The following is a 24,038-nucleotide window of genomic DNA, read 5'->3' on the forward strand; positions in this document are numbered from 1 at the left end:
TCAGCTAGAGCGACTCTTCGACGGGCACGTTGGCCTGGTACTCCCGGCCCTCACAATCGCTGTAGGCCGTCATCAGATGGCCCTTGGCCAGCCCCATCACCGTGCTCAGCGGAAAGTTGCCGGTGATGGTGTTGCCGGAGTGCTCCACACCCTTGAGGTCGAAGTTCTCTTCCGTGCCGTCATGGCTGAAACAGAAGAAAGAAACTGCCTCGCCGTTCATGAACTCGATTTCCATCCGGCGCTGGTGCGAATGGTCCGGGGTGGCCGCCACGAGCCCCACCACATAGGCCCCGGAACTCGGGATATTCCCGTCTATATCGAACTTCGCCACCAAGGTTGAATCCTTGGCGGCGATGCTTACGTGCTTCAGGAGTGCGCTATGGGAGCTCATAGCTCAATCCTGCTACCTGCGCTTGCGTCCGTCCACCCCCATCTAGGTTTTGTCCCGGGCCCGGCGTAGACTTGAATTGTTCGAAGATATATTCGAATACCCTCTCAAGATTCTTGCCAGAGGTCAGCGTATTCCGGGAGGCACCATGGGGATGTTCAGCGAGTCGGTGGACGTCGCGTGCACCCCGTCCGGCCAGCCGCTGTCCCTTGACTGGGGCGGCCGGCACTACGACGTCTGCGCCGAACCGGTCCGCTGGTTTGAGCGGCGGCAGTGGTGGGCCGAGGAGCAGCGGGCTCCGCTGGGCAGCGGCCCGGGACTGGTGGACCACGAGATCTGGCGGATCCAGGTCCGGGACGCCGGTAACACGGAGGACACCCTCACCCTGGACCTGAGCCGTCATCTGGGCAGCGGTCGCTGGCGGCTGCTGCGGATCCACGATGCCCTGCGCACTATCAGGAAGCCCGAGTCGGCATGAGCTTCACCCACCTGCACGTTGCCACCGCCTTCAGCGCCCATTACGGGGTGTCCTGGCCGGAGGAACTGGCTGCTGCCGCCGCCGCGGACGGGGCCACGGCGCTCGCCTGCACGGACCGTGACGGGCTTTACGGCACGGTCAAGCACCTGAAAGCCTGCATGGCGGCAGGGCTTGACCCAGTCGTGGGGGTGGACCTGGCAGTCTTCGACGACGACGGCGACCTCCGAACCCAGCTCGGCGGCCGCGTCGTCGTACTGGCGCACGGGCACAACCGCGGCGCCGGCTACCGGGCGCTGTGCCGGCTGGTCTCCGACGCCCACGCCCGCACCACGGGCAGGGCCGGAGGAACGGTGCCCGTCGCGGTGACCAGGGCGGAACTGGCCTCCCGCGCCCTCGACCCGCAGACCCTCGAACCGGTGCTCACCGTGCTGATCGGCCCGGACTCCGACGTCGGCCGCGCGATGGGCGGCCGGCGCTACCTCCGGCCCCGCACGCTCTTCAAGCGCTGGCTGGACGCCATGCCGGCGGGAACTCTCGCCGCTGAGGTCGTCTCGCAGCTCAGCCCGCCCGGCGAGCCGCTGAGCACGGCCCACGCGGTGCGAATGCTCAAGCTCGCCGCGGAACACGCAGTCCCCGCGGTGCTGAGCAACGCCGTGCGCTACTGTGCCGAGGACGGTGCCGCGACGGCGGACGTGCTGGACTCCGCCCGGACACTGAAATCCCTGCCCGAGCTCTCCGCCGCGCCGCAGCTGCAACCCAACGGGCAGGCCTGGCTGAAATCCTCCGCGCAGATGCTGCGGTTGGGCCAGGAAATCATGCACGCCGCCGGCTACGGCGCCGCGGACCTCAAGAGCCTGCTGGCACACACCGAGGCGCTCGCGGACCGCTGCCGGATGGATCCGGTCACGGACATGGGATGGAAGCAGCCCGTGGTCCCGGAGGCCTCGGTGATCGGAATTGCGGGGGACCCGCTCGTGGAACTCACGCAGCGCTGCGAGGCCGGCATCAGCCGGCGCTTCCCCGGGATCGCCGGCAAGCCAGCCGAAGAAATGCGCGCCCGGCTGGAGCACGAACTGCGGATCATCGACAGTCTTGGTTTTGCCTCCTATTTCCTGACGGTGGCCGAAGTGTCCCGGATGATCCTGGACATGGGGGTCCGGGCGGCAGCCCGCGGCTCGGGCGCCTCCAGCCTGGTCAATTTCCTGATCGATGTCAGCCAGGTCAACCCGCTGCAGCACGACCTCATCTTTGAACGATTCCTGTCCCGGGACCGCGCCACCCTGCCGGACATCGACATCGACGTCGAAAGCGCCGAACGGCACAACGTCTACCGGAGGATCTTTGAGCGCTTCGGCTCCGAACGCGTCACGCTGATGAGCATGCAGAACGGCTACCGCGCCCGCGGGGCCGTCCGCGACGCCGGCCTGGCCCTTGGCATGGACGGCGGCGACATCGACGAGATCGCCAAACAGCTGTGGCGGTTTTCGGCCCGGAACTTCCGTGAGGCCCTGGTGGAGAAGCCGGAGCTGAAGGAATTCGCCGGCCGGGTGGAGCAGCGGGACTTCACCGAAAACCAGCAACTGGACCTGTTGGTGGACCTGACCGAACGGCTGGACCGGCTGCCGCGGCACATCTCGATGCACCCCTGCGGGGTCATCCTGGGCGATGCGACACTGCTGGACCGCACCCCCGTGCAGCCCAGCGGCCTGGGCCTGCCGATGAGCCAGTTCGACAAGCACGACATGGATCCGATGGGCATGCTCAAGCTCGATGTCCTTGGCGTCCGGATGCAGAGTGCCATGGCGTTCGCGGTCCGGGAGGTGATCCGGCTGCACCCGTCCAAGGCCGAGGTGGTGGCTGCCGGCCGCCACCCCGCAGGCCCGGACGGCGCCGGCCCGGACTACATCGCAGCCGACGGCCGCATCGACCTCAACGCCGTCCCGCTCGACGACGAACCCACCTATGAGCTGATCCGCAGCACCCACACCCTGGGCTGCTTCCAGATCGAATCCCCGGGCCAGCGGGAACTTATCGGCAAGCTGGCGCCCCGGGAATTCAACGACCTCATCATCGACATCTCGCTGTTCCGGCCGGGGCCGATGAAGTCGGACATGGTCCGGCCCTTCCTGGAACACCGGCACGGCTTCGCGCCGGAGGTCTACCCGCACCCGGACCTCAAGCCGGTGCTGCAGGAGACGCACGGCGTCACCGTCTTCCATGAGCAGATCCTCAAAACCTTCGACGTCATGACCGGCTGCGGGCTGGCCCGGGCCGATGAATTCCGGCGGGCCCTCGGCAACGAGGTGCTCGAGGGCCGGGTGGAGGCTTTCTTCCGCCGCGAAGCCCGGGCCCGGAACTACACCCCCGAGGTGGTGGACAAGGTCTGGGGGACGCTGAAAGCCTTCGGCAGCTTCGGTTTTTGCAAGGCCCACGGCGCCGCCTTCGCCGTGCCCACCTACCAGTCGGCCTGGCTCAAGACCCACCACCCCGAAGCCTTCCTGGCCGGGCTCTGGGAACACGACCCGGGGATGTACCCCAAGCGGCTGCTGGTGGCCGAAGCCCGGCGGCTGGGGATCCCCATCCTGCCGCTGGACATCAACCGCAGCCACGCCGAATACCGGGTGGAACGGGTGGACACCGGCCCGGACCGGGGCAAGCTCGGCATCCGGCTGAGCCTGAACGGCATTTTCGGGCTTTCCGGGGCCGAGCTGAAACGGATTGTGGCCGGCCAGCCCTATGATTCCCTCGCGGACCTGCGTGCCCGCACCCGGCTCAGCAAGCCGAGCATCCAGCGCCTGGCGCAACTGGGCGCCTTCGACTCGCTGCACCGCTCCTCCGGCAGCACCGCCAACCGGGCCGACCTGGTCCAGCACCTGCAGCAGCTGCAGGGCAGGCCGCAGCGCAAGGGGGTCGAGGTCATCGAGGGGCAGTTGGCCTTGCCGCTGGGCGACGTCGAGCTCAGGAACCTGAAGGGCGGCCTGCCGGCCCCTACGCTGGTGGAAACAGTGCGCGCCGAACTGGACCTGTTGGCCCTGGATGTCAGCGGACACCTGATGGACAGCCACCGCCCCTTGCTGGACCGGCTGGGCGTTACGACGGCGGACAAGCTGCTGGGACTGCGCAACGGTACCGAGGTGCTGGTGGCCGGGGTGCGGGTGGCCACCCAGACCCCGCCGATGCGCGGCGGCAGGCGGGTGGTGTTCATCAGCATCGATGACGGCACCGGCTGCGTGGACTCGGTCTTCTTCCATGAGGCCCAGGAACAGTCCGGTCCGCTGCTGTTCGGCACCCGGCTGCTGTTGATCCGCGGTACCACCCGGCGGACCGGGCCGCGGGGCATCAGCGTCAGCGCCTCGATGGCCTGGGACCTCAGTCGGACCGAGACGCTGCCCTTCCCGGCGCCCGCCGCCAACCGGACGGCTGCTGCCGAGCCTGGCGCCGGCGGAGCTGCCGCCCCCGCGCAGGGCCGTCCTGAGCACCCGGTCCAGGGCCCGCTGGACGGGATCCGCCGGACCCTGGCCATCACCGGGTTCTCCGGCTAAGCGGCGGCAAAACGCCTGTCGGCCGGCGGCCTGCCGCGTTGGTTGGCCTATCCGGAACCCGATAGCATGGACGAGGCTGGCTGTGGTCCCCGTACGCCACAAGCTACGAAGCCTTAACTTTGAATAGGAGACACCCGTGTCAGATGCCCAGCAGATCACCCTTATCGTCGACGGCGAAGAGACCAAGGTGACTACCGGGACCACCGGCGCGGAACTCTTTTTTGAGCGCCGCGACGTCGTTGTGGCCCGCGTCAACGGCGAGCTGAAAGACCTGGACCAGCCGCTGCCCGAGGGTGCAGCGATTGAAGGCGTCACCATCGATTCCCCGGACGGCCTCAACGTCCTGCGCCACTCCACCGCCCACGTCATGGCCCAGGCCGTGCAGCAGTTGCGCCCCGACGCCAAGCTCGGCATCGGCCCGTACATCACCGACGGCTTCTACTTCGATTTCGACGTCGAGGAGCCGTTCACCCCGGAAGACCTGCGCCAGCTGGAAAAGATGATGCAAAAGATCATCAACCAGAACCAGAAGTTCGTCCGCCGCGTCGTCTCCGAGGACGAGGCCCGCGAAGCCATGAAGGACGAGCCCTACAAGCTGGAACTGATCGGCCTCAAGGGCGCCGGCTCGGACGCCGACGGCTCCAGCGTGGAGGTGGGCGGCGGCGAGCTGAGCATCTACGACAACGTGGAGCGCAAGGAAGGCACCACCGTCTGGTGCGACCTGTGCCGCGGCCCGCACCTGCCCAACACCAAGCTGATCTCCAACGCCTTCGCCTTGACCCGCTCGTCGGCCGCCTACTGGCGCGGCAGCGAGAAGAACAAGCAGCTGCAGCGCATCTACGGCACCGCCTGGCCCACCAAGGAGGCCCTCAAGGCCTACCAGGAGCGGATCGCCGAGGCCGAGCGCCGCGACCACCGCAAGCTCGGCGCCGAACTGGACCTGTTCTCCTTCCCGGACGAGCTGGGCTCCGGACTGCCGGTGTTCCACCCCAAGGGCGGCATCATCCGCAAGGCTATGGAGGACTACTCCCGCCAGCGCCACGTCGACGCGGGCTACGAGTTCGTCTACACCCCGCACATCACCAAGGGCCACCTCTACGAGGTCTCCGGACACCTGGACTGGTACCGCGAGGGCATGTTCCCCCCGATGCACATCGACGCGGAACTGAACGAGGACGGCACCGTGCGCAAGCCCGGCCAGGACTACTACCTGAAGCCGATGAACTGCCCGATGCACAACCTCATCTTCCGCTCCCGCGGACGCTCCTACCGCGAACTTCCGCTCCGGCTCTTCGAATTCGGCTCGGTGTACCGCTACGAGAAGTCCGGCGTCGTGCACGGCCTCACCCGCGTCCGGGGCATGACCCAGGACGACGCCCACATCTACTGCACCCGCGAGCAGATGAAGGACGAGCTCACCAAGACGCTCAACTTCGTCCTCGGCCTGCTCAAGGACTACGGCCTGGAGGACTTCTACCTGGAACTCTCCACCAAGGACCCGGAGAAGTCCGTGGGTTCGGACGAGGTCTGGGAGGAAGCCACCCAGACCCTCGCCGAGGTGGCGCAGGAGTCCGGACTGGAACTGGTCCCTGATCCGGGCGGAGCCGCCTTCTACGGCCCGAAGATCTCGGTGCAGGCCCGCGACGCCATCGGCCGGACCTGGCAGATGTCCACCATCCAGCTGGACTTCAACCTGCCGGAGCGTTTCGAACTCGAGTTCCAGGCCGCGGACGGCACCCGCCAGCGCCCGGTCATGATCCACCGCGCCCTTTTCGGTTCGATTGAACGCTTCATGGGCGTCCTGACCGAGCACTACGCCGGCGCCTTCCCGGCCTGGCTGGCCCCGGTGCAGGTGGTCGGCATCCCCGTGGCCGAGGCGTTCAACGACTACATGTTCGACGTCGTCGACCAGCTCAAGGCCGCCGGGATCCGCGCCGAGGTGGACATCTCCTCGGACCGTTTCCCGAAGAAGATCCGCACCGCCAGCAAGGACAAGATCCCGTTCGTGCTGATCGCCGGCGGGGACGACGCCGAGGCCGGCGCCGTGTCCTTCCGCTTCCGCGACGGCAGCCAGGACAACGGCGTGCCCGTTGCCGAGGCCGTCCGGCGGATCGTCGACGCCGTCCGCAACCGGACCAGCTAGGGGAGCGGCACGTGCAGGAGACCACAGGCGCTGTCCCGGGCTACCCGGGTGACGACGGCGTAACCGACGACTTTGGCCTGGCCGGGGTGCCGGACGCCTTCCAGCGCCTGTGGACTCCGCACCGCATGGCGTACATCAAGGGCGGCCAGCACCAGTTCAAGAACCCGGATGACTGCCCCTTCTGCGTCGCTCCCGAGCGCGAGGACGACGACTCCCTGATCGTGTTCCGCGGCCGGTCCTGCTACGTCGTGCTCAACCTCTTCCCCTATAACCCGGGCCACCTCCTGGTCTGCCCCTACCGGCATATCCCCGATTACACGGACCTGACTGTCGAGGAGACCGCGGAGTTCGCCGAGCTGACCCAGACGGCGATGCGGGTGCTGCGTAAGGTCGCGAACCCGACCGGCTTCAACTTAGGGATGAACCAGGGCGTGACCGGCGGGGCCGGCATCGCGGGCCACCTGCACCAGCATGTGGTGCCGCGCTGGGGCGGGGACGGCAACTTCTTCCCGATCATCGCGCAGACCAAGGCGATCACCCAGACCCTGGGCGAGGTCCGACAGCAGGTCGCCGAGGCCTGGCCCCAGGCCAATGACGAGGGCAGCGACCAGGCCGGCCCTACGGGGCAGCGGCCCTCCGGGACGTCGGATGCTGAATAAGCACGCCCGCGGTTTCTTCACCGCGCTGTTCTCGCCGCTGGCCCGCTGGCTGCTGCGGGTGGGTGTCTCGCCCGACGCCGTCACGATCATCGGCACCGCCGGCGTCGTCGTCGGAGCGCTCGTGTTCTATCCGCTGGGCCAGCTCTGGTGGGGAACGCTGTTCATCACGGCGTTTATTTTCTCCGATGTCATCGACGGCATCATGGCCCGGATGCAGGAACGCGGCGGACGCTGGGGCAACTTCCTGGACTCCACCCTGGACCGGGTCGCCGACGGCGCCCTCTTCGCCGGCGTCGCCATCTGGTTTTTCACCGGCGGCGCCGATATCCCCATCGCCATCGCCGCCGTCGTCTGCCTCGTACTGGGCATGGTGGTGTCCTACGCGCGGGCCAAGGCCGAGGCGCTCGGCTACCACGCGAACGTGGGCATCGCGGAGCGGGCCGAACGGCTGGTGTCGGTCCTGGTGGTCACCGGCTTCACCGGGATAGGCCTCCCCACCGTGGTCCTGTTTGCCACCCTCTGCCTGCTCGCCCTGGCCAGTTTCGTGACGGTCGTGCAGCGCATCGCCTCCGTGCACCGCCAGTCGCTGGAGGAAAATACGGGAAGCGCCACGGAACAGGCCGCCTGAGCCCGTAATCGGAATTCAACCCCGCCGCGGCGGGGGACTAGTATTAGGCTTACCGGCCAATGGTTCCCGGTAATCCGGTGTGTGCGAGCCGGTGTATGCGAGATTGTCATCTGCGTGCCGTCCGCGCCCCGGCGAGGTCATCTATCTACCCATAGGGGTTTTTGTGTCTACACCTGATGTAAGCAGCGAAGCCGGCGCGTCCGCCAAGAACGTTACGGGCAGCAGCCGCGTCAAGCGCGGCATGGCGGAGATGCTCAAGGGCGGCGTCATCATGGACGTCGTCAACGTCGAGCAGGCCCGCATCGCCGAGGACGCCGGTGCCGTGGCCGTGATGGCGCTGGAACGCGTTCCCGCCGACATCCGCGCCCAGGGCGGCGTGTCCCGGATGAGCGATCCGGACATGATCGACAAGATCATCGACGCCGTCTCCGTGCCGGTTATGGCGAAGGCCCGGATCGGCCACTTCGTCGAAGCCCAGGTCCTGCAGTCGCTCGGCGTGGACTACATCGACGAGTCCGAGGTCCTGACCCCGGCCGACTACACCAACCACATCGACAAGTGGAACTTCACCGTTCCGTTCGTCTGTGGTGCCACGAACCTCGGCGAAGCGCTGCGCCGCATCAACGAGGGCGCGGCCATGATCCGCTCCAAGGGCGAGGCCGGCACCGGAGATGTCTCCAACGCCACCACCCACATGCGCCAGATCCGCGCCGAGATCCTCAAGCTCGCCGCCCTGCCCGAGGACGAGCTCTACGTCGCCGCCAAGGAGCTGCAGGCCCCGTACGACCTGGTCAAGGAAGTTGCCGCGACCGGCAAGCTTCCGGTGGTGCTGTTCACCGCCGGCGGCATCGCCACCCCGGCCGACGCCGCCATGATGATGCAGCTCGGCGCCGACGGCGTCTTCGTCGGCTCCGGCATCTTCAAGTCCGGCAACCCGGCCCAGCGCGCCGCCGCCGTCGTGAAGGCCACCACCTTCTTCGACGACCCGGACGTCATCGCCAAGGCCTCCCGCGGCCTGGGCGAGGCGATGGTCGGCATCAACGTCGACGAAATCCCGCAGCCGCACCGGCTCGCCGAGCGCGGCTGGTAGCGTTCGACTGCCTCTCCACAGACTCGGCGCCAAGGCGCCTCGTCCATGGAGCCTCTGCAGTCTCTCTTATTAAGCCAAGAGAGTTAGGCGCGTCTGTCGCCTGATTTTTGATCGACGACGGCGGCGGGCCCCTTTTACGCACGCTGCCGGATCACACCGCCCCGCGCCTTGCGCTTCTGATTGAACGACGGCGGCGGGTCACCTTTCTGAGGTGACCCGCCGCCGTCGTTTGTGTTCTGGGGGTCAGTCGAGGCCGCGGCGCTTGAGCAGCGGTTCGAGCCGGGCTTCCCGGCCCCGGAAGGCGCGGAAGGATTCCAGCGGGTCGCGGCTGTTGCCCCGGGAGAGCAGCTCGGCCCGGAAGAAGTCACCGTTCGCCCGGGTCAGGCCGCCGTTCTCCTTGAACCATTCGACCGTCTCGGCGTCGAGCACCTCGCTCCAGATGTAGGAGTAGTACCCCGCGGCGTACCAGCCGCCGGCAAAGATGTGCTGGAAGTAGCCGGTGCGGTAGCGCGGCGGGATCAGGCTGTGCGCGACGCCGGCGGCGGCCAGGGCCTTGGCCTCGAACTCCAGCGCGTCCTCGGGGATCTCGGTACCGTCGAGCACGTGCCAGGCGAGGTCCAACAGCGCGGCGCCAAGGTACTCGGTGGTGCCGAAGCCCTCGCCCCAGAGGGCGGCTTCGTTGAGCTTGTCCACCGCTTCCTGCGGCAGCGGCTCGCCGGTGGCGTGGTGCCGGGCGTAGTTGGCGAGCACCTCCGGCCACATGATCCACATTTCATTGACCTGCGAGGGGTACTCGACGAAGTCACGCGGCACCGAGGTGCCGGCGAACCTCGGGTAGGTGACCGAGGAGAACAGCCCATGCAGGGCGTGGCCGAACTCGTGGAAGGTGGTCCGCAGCTCGTCCAGGGTCAGCAGCGTCGGCTCGCCGGCCGGCGGCTTGGAAATGTTGAGGTTGTTGATCACCACGGGCCGGGTGTTCAGCAGTCCGGATTGCTCCACGAGGGAGTTCATCCAGGCCCCGCCGCGCTTCGAATCCCGGGTGTAATAGTCGCCCAGGAACAGGCCGAGGTCGGTGCCGTCGGAGTTCTTTACCTCCCAGACCCGGACATCGGGGTGATAGCCCTCAAGGTCGGTGCGTTCGTGGAAGGTGATGCCGTACAGGGCGGTGGCGGCGAAGAAAACTCCATCCCGGAGCACCCGGTCCAGCTCGAAGTACGGCCGCAGGGCCTGCTCGTCCACCGAGTACCGTTCACGCTTCACCTGCGCCGAGTAGTAGGCCCAGTCCCAGGCCTCGAGCGGGTGGCCGGCGACCTCCGCCAGCGCCTCCGCCTCGGCGTCGGCGTTCCGGACGGCGGCCGGGGCGAGCCGGTTCATCATGGCCTGCACGGCCTCGAAATCGGGGGCGGTCTGCTGGTCCACACTGAGCTCGGCAAAGTTGGCGAAGCCAAGGAGGCCGGACTTCTCCGCGCGGAGCCGGACCATGTCCTTGACCAGGTCCAGCACATCGAGGTCGCCACCGCCGCTGCCACGGCCAACCGACGCCTCGAAAAGCCGGCGCCGCACCTCCCGGTTCTCCAGGGCGGCCAGCGCGGGCTGGTTGCTGGGCTGGATCAGGGTGAGCAGGAATTTCCCCTCGTGCCCCGCGGTGCGCGCGGCTTCGGCGGCGCTGGCGACGTCGTCCGCCGGGAGACCGGCGAGCTCGGCGGCGTCGTCCAGCAGCAACGAGGCGGACTTCATGCCCTCCTTGACCCGTTGGCCGAACTCGGTCCCGAGGGTGGACAGCTCGGCGTTGATGGCCTTGAGCCGTTCCTGGCCGGCCGCGTCGAGCTGGATGCCGGTCTGCCGGAACTCTTTGAGGTATTCCTCCACGAGCCGGTTTGATTCCGCATCCAGCCGGTCGGTGTTGATGGCCGCGAAGCGCTCGAACAGCCCCCGGTTCAGGTACACCGCGTCCTGGTGGGCCGAGAAGCTGGGGGAGAGGCGGGTCTCGAGCTCCCGGATGGCCTCCGAGGCGTCCGCGGACACCAGCGTGAAGAACGATGCCGCGGCACGCTGCAGCAGCTGTCCGGAGCGCTCCATCGCCAGCGCCGTGTTCTCGAAGGTCGCAGGCTCCGGGTCCGCCACGATGGCCTGGATCTCGGCCAGGTGTTCGGCGAGGCCGGCCTCGACGGCCTCGGAGTAGTGCTGGACCTCGATGTCCGCGAATGGCGGCAGTCCGTAGGGCAGGGTGCTGGGGCTCAGGAGGGGATTGGTCATGAAATAACTCTTTCATGTACAGCGCCGGTTCTCAATGGACCGCTAGGCGTGTTGTGACCCGGGCCACCGTACGATGACAAAATGCGAATCATCACCCCCACGCTGCGCGGACGGCTGCTGGCCGGGTCCGCCGCGGCTCTCCTGGCGGTCTCCCTGGCGTCCTGCGGCCTCGTCGCCCGCCCGGACTCCAGCGCGGGACCGTCCTCGGCGGCTGCCGCCAATACTGCCGGGACCACTGCCTCTGGAACCCCGGGATCCACGCCGGACGCGACGCCGACACCCACCCCGACGCCGACGCCGGGGAAGGGGCCGGCCTGCGCCGCCATCCGCTGCACCACTGTCCTGGTCACCGGGGACATGCTGGTCCACGCCCAGCTCTGGGAGCAGGCCCGTGCCGACGCCCTCGCTACCGGTGCCAAGGGCCTGGACTTCGAACCGCTGCTGGCGGGCCAGCGCAAGTACATCGAAAAGAGCGACCTCGCGGTCTGCCATCAGGAAACGCCGGTCTCCGGACCCACCGGGCCGTTCTCCGCCTACCCGTCGTTCAACGTGCCGCCGCAGATCATCACCGCCGCCCAGCAGGTGGGCTACCAGGCGTGCACCACCGCCAGCAACCACACCATCGACCAGGGCACCGCGGGCCTGGTCCGCACCCTCGACGCCCTCGACGCGGCCGGACTGCAGCACACCGGCTCCTACCGCAGCGAAGCCGACTCCCGCGGCGTGATGATCCTGAATACCGCCGCCGCCACGGTGGCCGTGATCGAGGGCGCCTACGGTTTGAACGGGCAGACCCCGGAGCACGCCTGGCAGGTGGACATGCTCGATCCCGCCGCGATGATCGCCAAGGCCCGCAAGGCGAGGGCACTCGGGGCGGACATCGTGCTGGGCGTCATGCATGCCGGGGACGAGTACGCCAACGTGCCGAACGAGCAGCAGCGCACCGTGGCCCACGCGCTGGTGGACAGCGGCCAGTTCACCATGATCTACGGCCACCACACCCACTCGGTGCTCCCGATTGAGCGCTACAAGGGGACCTGGATCGTGTACGGGCTGGGCAACGGCGTCACCGAACTCTCGCCCTGGTACGTGGTGAACAACGAGGGGCTGCTGGTGCGGGCGCAGTTCAGCCAGGACGCCGCGGGCAAGTGGTCCGCCTCGGACCTGGCCTGGGCGCCCTCGGTCATTGTGCGCGGGCCTTACCGTTGGTGTTCGGTCGCCTCCGACGCCCCGCAGGGTCCCTGCGCCGGTGCCGCCGCGGACGCGGCCACCCGGCTCCGGACCCGGACCGTGGTGGAATCGATGGGCGCTGCCGCGGCAGGCGCCCATGAACTGCTGATCACGAAGGAGCGGTAGCCCTGGACACACTGAGCGAACGACGGCGGACTGTCGGCGCGCACGGTGCCGAGCTGGCCGTCGTCGAATACGGCCGGCAGCCGGGTCCGGACGTTCCGACGTTGCTGCTGGTGCACGGGTATCCCGATGACCACCGGGTGTTCCTGCCCGTCATCCGGGAGCTTGCCGCAACGCACCACGTGGTCGCGTACGACACCCGCAATGCGGGCGCCTCCGTCGTCGGGAGCCCCGGCGACTTCAGCCTGGCCACGCTGGTGGACGATCTTTTTGCCGTGCTCGACGCCGTCGGAGCCGCCGGGGTGCATCTGGTTGGCCACGACTGGGGGTCGATCCAGGGCTGGGCAGCGGTGCAGGATCCGCGTGCCGCCGGTGTGATCCGCCGCTACACGAGCATCTCCGGCCCGGACCTGCGCCACTTCTCGCGCTGGGTGCGCTCACGGCTCCGGGACCCCCGGTCCTGGCGGCAGGCGGCCGGGCAGTTGCTGCGCAGCTGGTACATCGCGGCGTTCCTGGTCCCGGTGCTGCCGGAGGCTGCCTGGCGGCTGTTCCTGACCCGGCGCTACGAGCGGGGCGCCAAACGCAGCGTCGGCAACGACCCGGTCCGCGGGCTGGCCCTGTACCGCAGCAACTTCCGGTCCGCCCGGAACTGGCCTGCACCCGCGCGGGTGGCGATGCCGGTGCAGGTGGTGGTCCCGTTGCGGGACCCCTTCCTGTCCCCGCACCTGGTGGAGGGGCTTGAGGCGTGGGTGGATGACCTGCGCGTGGTGAGGGTGGACAGCGGCCACTGGTGGCCGGCTACCCGGCCGGCCGAGCTCGCGGCGCTGCTCAGGAACAGCGGAGCCGGAGGATGACGACGACGGCGGCGCCCGCGGTCCATTTGCTCTGCGGGCTCAACGGTGCGGGCAAAACGACGCTGGCCCGGGAGCTTGAGGCAACCTTGCCGGCCGTGCGGTTCAGCCTCGACGACTGGATGCTGCGGCTGTATCCGGGCTTGCACTACGCGGCCGAGGAGTACGGCGGCCGCGCAGAGAGCTGCAAACTGCTCATCTGGGACACGGCTGCGCAGGTCCTGCGCGCCGGGATGGATGTGGTCCTCGACTGGAACCAGTGGAGCCGCGCCCGGCGGGCGCTGTGGCATGGGAAGGCGACCGCGGCCGGGTTCGACGTCGTGCTGCATTATCTCCAGACGCCCTTGGACACCGCCCTTGAGCGTGTCCGCCGGCGGACCCTGGCGGAAGAACCGGGTTCCCATGCGTTGGAGGACTCCGGGGTCCGGCACCTGGCGGCAATCTTCCAGGAGCCGGGGGAGTCGGAGGGGCTGGAGATCCTCCGGGTGTCGGGCAACTGACCGCGGCGTCCGGCGCTTCTCAGTTCGTCAGCGAACCCGACAGGTTGCAGGCCATAAAGACGCTGTTGGGGTCGGGCAGGTAATCGGCGAACGGCTGGCAAAGGACAAATCCGTGCCGTTCATAGAGCCGCCGTGCCGGTGCGAAGAAGTCCTCCGACCCCGTTTCCAGGCACACCCGGCCGTAGCCGCGGTTCCGTGCCTCGTCGAGGATCCGGGCCAGGAGGAGTGCGGCGATGCCACGGCCGCGGGCGTGGAGCGCTGTCCGCATCGACTTGATCTCGCCCTCGCCCGTGCCGAGGTCCTTCAGCGCTCCGCAGCCAAGCAGCGCGCCGCCGGCGTCGCGCGCGGTCCAGAAGGCGATCTCCGGACCGGCCAGCGCGTCCGGGTCCAGGGCGTGCACGCTCTCGGCCGGTGAGGTCGCATACATGTCCGCGAGGTGTTCTTCCAGGAGGCGCCGGACGTCCGGGCGCGCCGGGTTGTCGCGGGCAACCTTGATCATGCGGCGCGCGTCAGCGGGGCCGGCGGGCCGCGTGATCGCGGGCCAGGACGGCGTACGAGTCATCCGGGGTGCCCGGTGAGAAGCTGCCGTACTTGCGCTCGACGGCGGTTTTGATCAGGAAGTCTGCCAGCGCGGGGTTCTTGGGCAGCAGCGAGCCGTGCAGGTAGCTGGCGACGATGTTGCGGTAGCGGGCGCCTTCCTGGCCGTCGCTGCTGTTGTTGCCGGTGCCCTTGGCCGTGGTTCCCAGCGGCGCGACGCCCGGGCCCAGCGTGGTCTGGCCGCTGTGGTTTTCGTAGCCCAGCACGGTGCCGAATTCGGGGGAGGCCACCGAGACGTTGCCGATCAGCCGTTCGTCCGTGCCGTGCGTCTCGACGTCCAGGATGCCGATGCCCGGGATGACGGAGCCGGTCCGGGTCTTGAAGAACTTCCCGAACAGCTGGTACAGCCCGCAGATCACCAGCATCGGCGTGCCGGCCTCGGCGAGTTCTTTCAGGACGGTCTCGCGGGAGAGCAGGTCATCCTGGATCACCAGCTGGCCGCTGTCCTGGCCGCCGCCGCCCACGATCAGGTCGACGCCGGCGGGGAACTCGTCCCCGACGTTGTACTCGAGCAGTTCCGGGGTGTACCCGTGCCAGCGCAGGCGTTGGGCCAGGACCAGGGCGTTGCCCCAGTCGCCGTAGATGTTCATGTCCCGTGGATAGAGCTGCAGCACGCGGATGCTGCCCTTGCTGGGGGCCGGGGTGTCCTCGGGGGGCAGTTCGTGCCCGTAGGAGAGCCCGTTCGGGGTTTCGGGGGACGCGGGGGTCATGAGACCACCTCCACTGTGGTGATTTTGGACAGCTCGCGGCGGATGGCCAGCATGGCCGTGTAGGTGCAGAAAATCCGCTTCGGCTTGTCCTTGGAGCCGCGGATGAAGGCGGCAAGGGCGGCGGCGATGTCCGTGTCGACGGCGCCGATCGCCACGTCGTCGTATTGCAGCCGGAGCGCCATGTCGTAGGCGCGCGAGCCGGAGAGCTGGTCCACGCCGCCGTCGCGCAGGGTGTCGAATTCGACGTCCCACAGCCAGGACATGTCCCGGCCGTCCGCGTAGTTGTCATTGATGGCGATCATCGTGGCGTAGCCGGCGGCCGGGAAGGACTTCAGGCCGAGGCGGAAGCCGCTGGGGTTCTTGACCAGGACCAGTTCCAGCGGCAGTCCGTCGACGACGAGGCTTTCGCCGCGTCCGAAGGCAGGGGCAACGTTGGAAAGCGCCGTCAGCAGGCCGGCGTGGTCGGTGCCCGTGCCGCGGGCGCCAGTGATGGCCCGCGCCAGGGTCAGGGCAGCCGCAGCGTTGAAGATGTTGTAGACGCCGCGGAGCTTCATCCCGGTGCTGACCGTCGCGCCGTCGTACTCGAAGTCGGCGTCGTCCGCGCCCACCCGGCGGAGGACGACGTCGGCACCCGGCTTGGCGGGGGCCGGAGGCACCGGGCTGCCCGGCGTGGCACGCATTTCGTCGTCGTTGGGGAACGTGCTGAGCAGCGAATCATCGAGGCCGAAGTAGCGGACCTCGGGACCGCCGGCCGCCGGGCCGTTGAGCGTGTCGGCGATGCGGGCCACGCGTGGGTCCTCGCGGTTCAGGACGACGGTCCCTGAGGTCTTGGCGGCGATGTGCTGCAGCAGCTCGGCAGTCTTGTCGATCTCGCCGAAGCGGTCCAGCTGGTCGCGCAGGACATTCAGCAGCAGGCAGTAGCGCGGCGGGACCTTGTTGACGAAGTGCACGGCGTGGGCCTCGTCGAGTTCCAGGACGGCGACGTCGGCGTCGAGCCGGCCGCGCCAGTCCACCTCGCCGAGCAGCGCCGCGGCCACGCCCCGGGTGAAGTTGCTGCCGGTGCGGTTGGTGAAGACCTTCAGGCCCTGGCTCTCCAGCAGTTCCACGACCATCTTGGTGGTGGTGGTCTTGCCGTTCGTGCCGCTGACGACGGCGACGCCCAGCGGCAGCGTGGAGAGCGTCCGTTGCATGAAGCCGGGGTCGATTTTTTCGACCACCAGGCCGGGGAGGGCTGAGCCTCCGCCCCGGAGCCGGGAGACCCGGCGGACGAGCTTGCCGAGCGGAACGCTGAAGTAGAGCATGCTTTGTAATATATCCCAGCGGCGGCATGGAACCCGGTCCGGGGGCGCGCTCCGGTGCGGCCCCGGGGAGCGCGGCGCATTATGCTGGCACCATGACCACCCCCCTTTCTTTGCCTGGTTCCGGCGCGGGATCAGGCCTCCGGATCGGCGTCCTGGCGCTCCAGGGCGACTTCCGTGAACACCTGCACGCCGTGGAGGCAGCCGGCGCCACGGGCATCGGCGTCCGCCGCCCCGCCGAGCTGGACGGCCTTGACGGCCTCATCATTCCCGGCGGGGAATCGACGACCATCGACAAGCTCGCCCGGATGTTCGAACTGCGGGATCCGCTGCGCGAACGCATTCAGGCCGGCCTGCCGGTCTATGGTTCCTGCGCCGGCATGATCCTGCTGGCGGCGGACATCGCAGACCCGGCCCTGGACCTTTCCGGCAACCCCCAGCAGACCTTCGGCGGCCTGGACATCTCGGTCCGCCGCAACGCCTTCGGCCGGCAGCGGGAATCGTTCGAGACCGACCTTGAGTTCAAGGGGCTGGAGTTCAGCGCCGATGAATCCGGCGTGGCCCCGGTGCACGCCGTGTTCATCCGCGGACCCTGGGTGGAGCGCGTCGGCGCGGGCGTTGAGGTCCTGGCCCAGGTGGAACCGTCCAAGGCCGGCCACCCGGAATCCCTCGACGGGACGGCTAGAATTGTTGCAGTGCGTTCCGGCAAGCTGCTGGCCACCTCCTTCCACCCGGAAGTCACGGGGGAGAAGCGCGTGCACGAATTGTTTATTCGAATGATCAGAGGAGAAGCGTAAAGCATGTCAGGCCACTCCAAATGGGCGACGACCAAGCACAAGAAGGCCATCCTGGACAGCCGCCGGGCCAAGTCGTTCGCCAAGCTGATCAAGAACATCGAAGTTGCCGCGCGCATGGGCGGACCCGACCTCGCCGGCAACCCGAGCCTGGAACTCGCCGTCACCAAGGCCAAGAAGACCTCGGTCCCCGCTGACAACATCGACCGCGCCATCAAGCGCGGCGCCGGCCTCACCGGCGAGGTCGTGGACTACACCGAAATCATGTACGAATGCCGCGGACCGCAGGGTTCGGCCCTGCTGATCGAGTGCCTTACGGACAACAAGAACCGCGCAGCCTCCGAGGTCCGGCTCGCCATCTCCCGCAACGGCGGCACGATCGCCGATCCCGGTTCGGTCAGCTACCTGTTCTCCCGCAAGGGCGTCGTCTCGCTGCCCAAGAACGGCCTGAGCGAGGACGACGTGCTGATGGCCGTCCTCGACGCCGGCGCCGAGGAAGTCAAGGACAACGGCGACAGCTTCGAGATCCACTCCGAACCGACTGACCTGCAGGCCATCCGCGATGCGCTCAAGGAAGCCGGAATCGACTACGACACCGATGAGGCCGAGTTCGTGCCCTCCATGCAGGTGCCGCTGGACCTCGACGCCGCCAAGAAGTTCATGAAGCTCGTGGATGCCCTGGAAGAGCTCGACGACGTGCAGAACGTCTACAGCAACGCAGACCTCAGCGACGAAGTGCAGGCCGCACTGGAAGCCGAGTGACCCTTCGCGTCCTCGGCGTCGATCCGGGCCTCACCCGCTGCGGCATCGGCGTCGTGGACGTCGAGAAAAACCGCCGCGCCACGATGGTGGCGTTCGGCGTCGTCGGCACCTCCCCGGAGGAGAGCCTGGACCAGCGGCTGCTTGTCATCGCCACCTCGATCGACGACTGGCTGGACAAGTATGAGCCGCAGGTCCTCGCCGTGGAACGTGTATTCTCCCAGCTCAACGTCAGCACGGTCATGGGTGTGGCCCAGGCCTCCGGCGTCGTGATCGCGGCCGCCGCGCGCCGCGGCATCCCGGTGGCGTTGCATACGCCCTCGGAGGTCAAGGCCGCTGTGACCGGCAGTGGAACGTCCAACAAGGACGCTGTCACCAAGCTCGTCACCAAGATCCTGCGGCTGGATGCCCCGCCGCGGCCAGCCGATGCCGCCGATGCGCTGGCACTGGCCATCACACACGCGTGGCGGGCCGGCAGTGGTGCCGCGGTGGCCACCACAGGGCCGGGAAGCCAGTCCCTTACCCCGGCCCAGCGCGCCTGGGCCAACGCGGAGGCCAAGGCGCGCCGCGCGCGCTGAATGTCCGGGGCGCTTGCTAGGGTATTCGTAGATATGTTCGGATAGCCGGCTGCCAACCCAGCCGTAGACCCAGGAGCCAGGCCTTGATCAGTTTTCTCCGCGGAACCGTAGCGCACGTTGGCCTGTCCTCGGCAGTGATCGACCTCAACGGCGCCGGCATGAGCGTCAACGCGACGCCGCAGACCCTCAGCAAGCTCCGCGTCGGGGACGAGGGCAGGCTCTTTACTTCCCTGATCGTGCGCGAAGACTCGCTGACCCTTTTCGGCTTCTCCAGCGACGACGAACGTGAGGTATTCGACGTGCTGCTCAGCGTCAGCGGCGTCGGCCCGCGCCTGGCCCTGGCCGTCCTGGCCGTCCATGAGCCCGAGGCGATCCGGGTCGCCGCGCATTCCGGTGACGGCAAGGCCTTCACCAAGGTTCCCGGAATCGGCCCCAAGGTCGCCGGCCGGATCGTGCTGGAACTGGCCGGCAAGCTGGTCCCGCACGGCACGCCCGGAGGCTCCGCTCCGGCCGTGTCCGCCGAAGCCGTGTGGAAGCCGCAGGTGGTTGCCGCGATGACGAGCCTGGGCTGGTCCGAGAAGGACGCCACCGCCAGCATCGACAAGTCGCTGGCCGATTCCCCGGAGCTCGCCGAGAAGGGCAACGTCGCGGAAATCCTCCGCGCCACGCTGCGCTGGCTGGGCCAGGACGGCGCCCGCGCCGGCAACAGGGTAGGCGCCCGTGGCTGAGCCGTCGCTCGTCGCCGGGGGCGAGGAACCCGAGGAGCGCGCGATCGAGGCCGCCCTCCGGCCCAAGAACCTGCACGACTTCGTGGGCCAGCACCGGGTCCGCAAACAACTCTCCCTCGTCCTGGAGGCCTCCCGGATGCGCGGCCGCAGCGCCGACCACGTGCTGCTGTCCGGGCCGCCCGGCCTGGGCAAGACCACGCTGTCCATGATCATCGCCGCCGAGATGAACGCCCCGCTGCGGATCAGCAGCGGTCCTGCCATCCAGCACGCCGGAGACCTGGCCGCCATCCTCTCCTCGCTGTCCGAGGGCGAAGTCCTCTTCCTCGACGAGATCCACCGGATGTCCCGCCCGGCCGAGGAGATGCTCTACATGGCCATGGAGGACTTCCGCGTCGACATCGTCGTCGGCAAGGGCGCCGGGGCCACCGCCATCCCGCTCGAGCTCCCGCCCTTCACCCTGGTCGGCGCCACCACCCGCGCCGGGCTGCTGCCGGGGCCGCTGCGGGACCGGTTCGGTTTCACCGGCCACCTCGAGTTCTACTCCGTCGAGGAGCTCGAACTGGTGCTGCGGCGCTCCGCCGGCCTGCTGGACCTGAAGGTGAATTCGGCCGGGTTCAGCGAGATCGCCGGCCGGTCCCGGGGCACGCCCCGAATTGCCAACCGCCTGCTCCGCCGCGTCCGGGACTGGGCCCTGGTGCACGGCGTGGATCAAATCGACGCCCGGACGGCGTCCGCTGCCCTCGACATGTACGAAGTGGACAAACGCGGCCTGGACCGCCTGGACCGTGCCGTCCTGGAGGCGCTGATCACCAAATTCGGCGGCGGACCGGTGGGCCTGTCCACCCTGGCGATCGCCGTCGGCGAGGAAACCGAAACGGTGGAAACCGTCGCCGAACCATATCTGGTCCGGGAGGGTCTGCTGGGCCGGACACCGCGCGGTCGGATTGCCCTGGCCCCGGCGTGGACCCACCTGGGTTTTGCGGTGCCCGCCGGCGCCTTCGGGCAGGACCCGCTGGACCTGTTCCAGGCCGGCACCCCCGATAGTGGACCGGCCGGCTTCGGCGTGGATGCCGAGGGCGAAGTCGATCCGGAATGGATCCGTAATAGTCAATAGCACTCGCTAGTGACCTTTTCCCTTTAGACTGGTATGACGCTCGGCACGTTCGGGCCATTGTTTCCGTGTGCGGCTACCGCTAGCCGCTGCCGGCCGGGCATGATTTTCTGCCAGGTCTACTGCCAGGGCCCACACCAGGCGGCCCCGGAACGGAACGGACGTTGCTGTGAAACCAGCTTGCAAGTACAGAACGGAACTTTCCCCTTGGATCCAATGACTATTCTCCTGTTCGTCATGCTCGGCGTGTTCGTCTTCATGATGTTCCGCCGCAACAAGAAGACGCAGCAGCAGCAGGCAGAGCTCCAGTCGAAGTTCGGCACCGGCGTTGACGTCATGACCAGCTTCGGGCTGTTCGGCCGCATCGTTGAGATCGACGAAGCCGAGAACAAGGTTGTTTTGGAGCTCTCCCCGGGCAACACCGCCACCGTGCACCGCCAGGCCGTCACCAAGATCGTGGAGCCGGTTGTTGCCGCCGAGGAACCGACGGTTGTTCCTGACGATGCCTCCTCGCTGACCCTCGGGAAGACCGATGCCACCATCGACGGCGTCGACAGCGCCGCCACCGCCGGTGAGGCGCCCCGCCACGAAACGCCGGACGAAACCCTGCGCCGCCTGAACGACGAAGGCAAGAAAGACAGCTAGTCTGCCTCCTGAGCTATCCCGCGAAGCTACGGTGCGCGGGCATCCGCCGGTGCAGGCCTGACAGGCCGCACCGGCGGTTCCTCCGTAAACAATAGAAAGATCGACAATGGCACGAACTGGCCCCAAAAACTCAGCCCTCAGGGTGCTGGTCTGGCTTGGCGTAATTCTCGCCGTCTTGACTGCCGTCCTGGCGGGCGGCACCATGGCCGGGCAGGCGAGCTGGGCTCCCAAGCTGGCACTGGACCTTGAAGGCGGCACCCAGATGATCCTGGCGCCCAAGGTGGAGGGCGGTTCGGACATCAACGAAGAACAGCTCAACCAGGCCGTGGCGATCATCCGCCAGCGTGTGGACGGCTCCGGCGTCGCGGAAGCTGAAATCAGCACGCAGTCCGGCCGCAACGTCGTCGTCAGCCTTCCGGGCACTCCGTCGAAGGAGACCCGTGCGCTGATCCAGGCGTCGGCCGACATGAACTTCCGCCCGGTCATCCAGGCCGGCGCCGGCGCAGCCGTCCCGGTCGCGTCCCGGACCCCCGCGAACAAGCTGCCCAAGCCGACCGCCGCGCCCAAGAACAGCAGCGACGAGAACTGGGTCACCGCGGACGTCTACAAGAAGTTTGAGGCGCTCGACTGCGACAACCCGTCCCAGGACAAGCAGGAACGCTCCGATCCGGCCAAGCCGCTGGTTACCTGCGAACCCGCCTCCGACGGCAGGCCCGCAATCAAGTACATCCTCGGGCCGGTTGAGGTAAAGGGCTCGGACATCACGACCTCTTCCTTCCAGCTGCAGCGCGGCGCGCAGGGCGCGGTGACCAACCAGTGGGCCGTCGACATCCAGTTCAACGACGAGGGCACCGCCAAGTTCAAGACGGTCACCGAGCGGCTGAACAAGTTCTACGTCGCTGCCGGCGGCGAGACCGGTTCGGACCCGAAGGCGCAGTTTGCCATCGTCCTGGACGACCAGGTCATTTCCGCCCCGCGGGCCCAGGCCGTCATTACCGATGGCCGCCCGCAGATCACCGGCGGTTTCACCGAGCAGTCAGCCAAGGCCCTCTCCGACCAGCTGCGCTTCGGCGCCCTGCCGATCAGCTTCGAGATCCAGAGCGACCAGCAGATCTCCGCCACCCTCGGCGGTGAGCAGCTGCGGATGGGCATGCTGGCCGGTTTGATCGGCCTGCTGCTGGTCGTGGTCTACTCGCTGTTCCAGTACCGGGCGCTCGGCTTTGTCACCGTCGCCTCGCTCGTCGTCGCCGGTGCGCTGACCTACCTGGCCATCGCAATCCTCGGCTGGACCGAGAACTACCGCCTCTCGCTCGCCGGTGTGGCCGGCATCATCGTGGCAATCGGCCAGACGGCGGACTCGTTCATCGTCTACTTCGAACGCATCCGTGATGAGCTGCGCGAAGGCCGCGGCCTGGTCTCGGCCGTGGAAAACGGCTGGAAGCGGGCCAAACGGACCGTGCTGGCGTCCAAGGCCGTCAACCTGCTGGCAGCCCTCGTGCTCTACTTCGTGGCGGTGGGCAACGTCCGCGGCTTCGCCTTCACCCTGGGCCTGACCGCAATCGCCGACCTGATCGTGGTCTTCATGTTCACCCATCCGACCCTGCAGGTCCTGGCCCGCACCAAGTTCTTCGGCGAAGGCCACAAGTTCTCGGGCCTTGACCCGAAGCGGCTCGGCGCCGTGCCCCTGTACCGGGGAGCCGGACGCATCCGCACGCCGGAGGACCGGCCGGTTGCGGCCCCGCGCGCCAAGAACACCGGTGCCGCGGCCGAGGCCGAACGCCGGATGACCATTGCAGAACGACGCCTCGCGGAAAAGCAGGAACAGCTTGCTGGTTCCTCCAAGAGCGCGTCCAAGGAGGGCAAGTAAATGGCCAGCTTCGCCACTTTCGGTAACGAGCTTTACACGGGCAAGCGCTCGTACGACTTTGTCGGTTCCAAGAAGATATGGTTCCTGATCGCCGCGGCCGCCGTCGCGCTTTCCATCCTGCTGCCGATCGCCAAGGGCGGCTTCAACCTGGGCATCGAATTCCGCGGCGGCTCGGAGTTCACGGTCTCCAACGTCAAGGACCGCGACGCCGCCCTCGGCGAGAAGGCCGTCCAGGAAGTCGTCTCCGGGAGCCTGCCGCGCGTCGCCAACGTCGCCGGCAACACCATGCGCATCCAGACGGACAAGCTCAGCGACGACGAGGTGATCAAGGTCAAGGAAGGCCTCACCAAGGCCTATGGCGTGACCGACAACGAGGTCACTTCGACGTTCGTGGGGCCCACCTGGGGCGCTGACGTGACCAAGCAGGCGCTGCTCGGCCTCGCCATCTTCGTGGGACTTGCCGCAGTCCTGATGGCGCTGTACTTCCGGACCTGGAAAATGTCCCTGTCCGCCCTCGCCGGCATGGCGATAACGATGTTCGTCACGGCCGGGGTGTATTCGCTGAGCGACTTCGAGGTCACCCCCTCGGCCATCATCGGCTTCCTCACGGTGCTCAGCTACTCGCTCTACGACACCGTGGTGGTGTTCGACAAGATCCGTGAAAACACCTCGGACCTGCAGGCATCCACCAGGCGCACGTTCGCCGAAGAAGTGAACCTCGCCGTCAACCAGACGCTGGTGCGTTCCATCAACACCATGATGGTCGCCATCCTCCCGGTCGGCGCGATCCTCTTCATCGGGGCCGGACTGCTGGGCGCGGGCACCCTTCGGGATCTCTCGCTGGCGCTGTTCGTCGGCATCCTGATCGGCACCGCGGCGACCATCTTCGTCGCCGCCCCGCTGTACGCCTGGCTGCGCCAGGGGGAGCCGGACCTGATCAAGCAGGCCAAGCGCGTGCAGCAGCGCCGCACCGAGAATGCCGCCAAGGCGGCACCGGCCACGGCCTAGCCGGCAGGCCCGCAGAAGACCGCCCGACGGGCCGGAGAACGTCCCCGCGACGTTC

Annotated in this window: 22 protein-coding genes; 17 read left to right on the plus strand and 5 right to left on the minus strand. The window is 67.9% G+C overall.

The genetic code is table 11. The annotated features are described in order from the left end of the window. Positions 1–4: 4 nt before the first annotated feature. Positions 5–391, minus strand: coding sequence for a hypothetical protein (locus AB4Y91_RS06720; protein WP_441417674.1), 387 nt, complete (start codon positions 389–391; stop codon positions 5–7). A gap of 145 nt (positions 392–536) precedes the next feature. Here AB4Y91_RS06720 and AB4Y91_RS06725 point away from each other — a divergent pair, with 145 nt between their 5' ends. From AB4Y91_RS06725 to pdxS, 6 genes are all read left to right on the plus strand, one after another. Continuing rightward, on the plus strand, positions 537–866 hold the full coding sequence (locus tag AB4Y91_RS06725; RefSeq protein WP_441417675.1) for a DUF6504 family protein: 330 nt from the start codon (positions 537–539) through the stop codon (positions 864–866). Continuing rightward, complete coding sequence (locus AB4Y91_RS06730) at positions 863–4,408, plus strand: DNA polymerase III subunit alpha (RefSeq protein WP_441417676.1); 3,546 nt, start codon at positions 863–865, stop codon at positions 4,406–4,408. The genes AB4Y91_RS06725 and AB4Y91_RS06730 overlap by 4 nt, the downstream gene beginning before the upstream one ends. Before the next feature lie 136 nt (positions 4,409–4,544). Then, complete coding sequence (thrS, locus tag AB4Y91_RS06735; RefSeq protein ID WP_441417677.1) at positions 4,545–6,551, plus strand: threonine--tRNA ligase; 2,007 nt, start codon at positions 4,545–4,547, stop codon at positions 6,549–6,551. 11 nt (positions 6,552–6,562) lie between these two features. Continuing rightward, positions 6,563–7,210 (plus strand): HIT family protein, encoded by a 648-nt coding sequence (locus AB4Y91_RS06740; protein ID WP_441417678.1) that lies wholly within the window; start codon positions 6,563–6,565, stop codon positions 7,208–7,210. Further along, positions 7,200–7,838 (plus strand): phosphatidylinositol phosphate synthase, encoded by a 639-nt coding sequence (pgsA, locus tag AB4Y91_RS06745; RefSeq protein WP_441417679.1) that lies wholly within the window; start codon positions 7,200–7,202, stop codon positions 7,836–7,838. Before AB4Y91_RS06740 ends, pgsA begins: the two co-directional genes overlap by 11 nt. Positions 7,839–8,001: 163 nt before the next feature. Next, on the plus strand, positions 8,002–8,928 hold the full coding sequence (pdxS, locus tag AB4Y91_RS06750) for a pyridoxal 5'-phosphate synthase lyase subunit PdxS (protein ID WP_441417680.1): 927 nt from the start codon (positions 8,002–8,004) through the stop codon (positions 8,926–8,928). Positions 8,929–9,171: 243 nt separating this feature from the next. On the opposite strand, the gene AB4Y91_RS06755 is transcribed toward pdxS, so the two are convergent. Then, a complete protein-coding gene (locus AB4Y91_RS06755; protein ID WP_441417681.1) occupies positions 9,172–11,184 on the minus strand; it encodes a M3 family metallopeptidase in 2,013 nt (670 codons plus the stop codon). An 81-nt stretch (positions 11,185–11,265) separates the two neighbouring features. Between AB4Y91_RS06755 and AB4Y91_RS06760 the strand changes: the two genes are divergently transcribed. Genes AB4Y91_RS06760 through AB4Y91_RS06770 form a run of 3 tightly spaced genes read left to right on the plus strand, consistent with a single transcriptional unit; the run spans position 11,266 to position 13,888 of the window. Next, positions 11,266–12,540, plus strand: a complete 1,275-nt coding sequence (locus tag AB4Y91_RS06760; protein ID WP_441417682.1) for a CapA family protein — start codon at positions 11,266–11,268, stop codon at positions 12,538–12,540. Between the two features lie 53 nt (positions 12,541–12,593). Further along, positions 12,594–13,391, plus strand: coding sequence for an alpha/beta fold hydrolase (locus tag AB4Y91_RS06765; protein ID WP_441417878.1), 798 nt, complete (start codon positions 12,594–12,596; stop codon positions 13,389–13,391). Further along, positions 13,388–13,888, plus strand: coding sequence for an AAA family ATPase (locus AB4Y91_RS06770; protein WP_441417683.1), 501 nt, complete (start codon positions 13,388–13,390; stop codon positions 13,886–13,888). Before AB4Y91_RS06765 ends, AB4Y91_RS06770 begins: the two co-directional genes overlap by 4 nt. A 19-nt stretch (positions 13,889–13,907) precedes the next feature. Here the strand turns inward: AB4Y91_RS06770 and AB4Y91_RS06775 are convergent, their stop codons facing one another. Genes AB4Y91_RS06775 through AB4Y91_RS06785 form a run of 3 tightly spaced genes read right to left on the minus strand, consistent with a single transcriptional unit; the run spans position 13,908 to position 16,496 of the window. After that, complete coding sequence (locus tag AB4Y91_RS06775) at positions 13,908–14,387, minus strand: GNAT family N-acetyltransferase (RefSeq protein ID WP_441417684.1); 480 nt, start codon at positions 14,385–14,387, stop codon at positions 13,908–13,910. A gap of 10 nt (positions 14,388–14,397) precedes the next feature. Then, positions 14,398–15,195, minus strand: coding sequence for a type 1 glutamine amidotransferase (locus AB4Y91_RS06780; RefSeq protein ID WP_441417685.1), 798 nt, complete (start codon positions 15,193–15,195; stop codon positions 14,398–14,400). Continuing rightward, positions 15,192–16,496, minus strand: coding sequence for a MurT ligase domain-containing protein (locus tag AB4Y91_RS06785; protein WP_441417686.1), 1,305 nt, complete (start codon positions 16,494–16,496; stop codon positions 15,192–15,194). The genes AB4Y91_RS06780 and AB4Y91_RS06785 overlap by 4 nt, the downstream gene beginning before the upstream one ends. A 92-nt stretch (positions 16,497–16,588) precedes the next feature. On the opposite strand from AB4Y91_RS06785, the gene pdxT reads away from it, so the two are divergent. The 8 genes from pdxT to secF all read left to right on the plus strand — a co-directional run bounded on the left by pdxT (position 16,589) and on the right by secF (position 23,983). Then, the gene (gene pdxT, locus AB4Y91_RS06790; protein ID WP_441417687.1) at positions 16,589–17,290 is read left to right on the plus strand and encodes a pyridoxal 5'-phosphate synthase glutaminase subunit PdxT; all 702 of its coding nucleotides are present in this window, start codon (positions 16,589–16,591) and stop codon (positions 17,288–17,290) included. 3 nt (positions 17,291–17,293) lie between these two features. Next, positions 17,294–18,049, plus strand: coding sequence for a YebC/PmpR family DNA-binding transcriptional regulator (locus AB4Y91_RS06795; protein ID WP_441417688.1), 756 nt, complete (start codon positions 17,294–17,296; stop codon positions 18,047–18,049). After that, a complete protein-coding gene (gene ruvC / locus AB4Y91_RS06800) occupies positions 18,046–18,624 on the plus strand; it encodes a crossover junction endodeoxyribonuclease RuvC (RefSeq protein WP_441417689.1) in 579 nt (192 codons plus the stop codon). Before AB4Y91_RS06795 ends, ruvC begins: the two co-directional genes overlap by 4 nt. 83 nt (positions 18,625–18,707) lie before the next feature. Continuing rightward, positions 18,708–19,352: a Holliday junction branch migration protein RuvA gene (gene ruvA, locus AB4Y91_RS06805; RefSeq protein ID WP_441417690.1), complete on the plus strand. Its 645-nt coding sequence runs from the start codon at positions 18,708–18,710 to the stop codon at positions 19,350–19,352. Beyond that, positions 19,345–20,466, plus strand: a complete 1,122-nt coding sequence (gene ruvB, locus AB4Y91_RS06810; protein ID WP_441417691.1) for a Holliday junction branch migration DNA helicase RuvB — start codon at positions 19,345–19,347, stop codon at positions 20,464–20,466. The genes ruvA and ruvB overlap by 8 nt, the downstream gene beginning before the upstream one ends. A 213-nt stretch (positions 20,467–20,679) precedes the next feature. Then, the gene (gene yajC / locus AB4Y91_RS06815; RefSeq protein ID WP_441417692.1) at positions 20,680–21,108 is read left to right on the plus strand and encodes a preprotein translocase subunit YajC; all 429 of its coding nucleotides are present in this window, start codon (positions 20,680–20,682) and stop codon (positions 21,106–21,108) included. 106 nt (positions 21,109–21,214) lie between these two features. Next, positions 21,215–22,975: a protein translocase subunit SecD gene (gene secD / locus AB4Y91_RS06820; RefSeq protein ID WP_441417693.1), complete on the plus strand. Its 1,761-nt coding sequence runs from the start codon at positions 21,215–21,217 to the stop codon at positions 22,973–22,975. Beyond that, positions 22,976–23,983, plus strand: coding sequence for a protein translocase subunit SecF (gene secF / locus AB4Y91_RS06825; RefSeq protein ID WP_441417694.1), 1,008 nt, complete (start codon positions 22,976–22,978; stop codon positions 23,981–23,983). The last annotated feature ends 55 nt before the right edge of the window (positions 23,984–24,038 follow it).

Source organism: Arthrobacter sp. YAF16 (assembly GCF_052113385.1).
Lineage (GTDB): Bacteria > Actinomycetota > Actinomycetes > Actinomycetales > Micrococcaceae > Arthrobacter.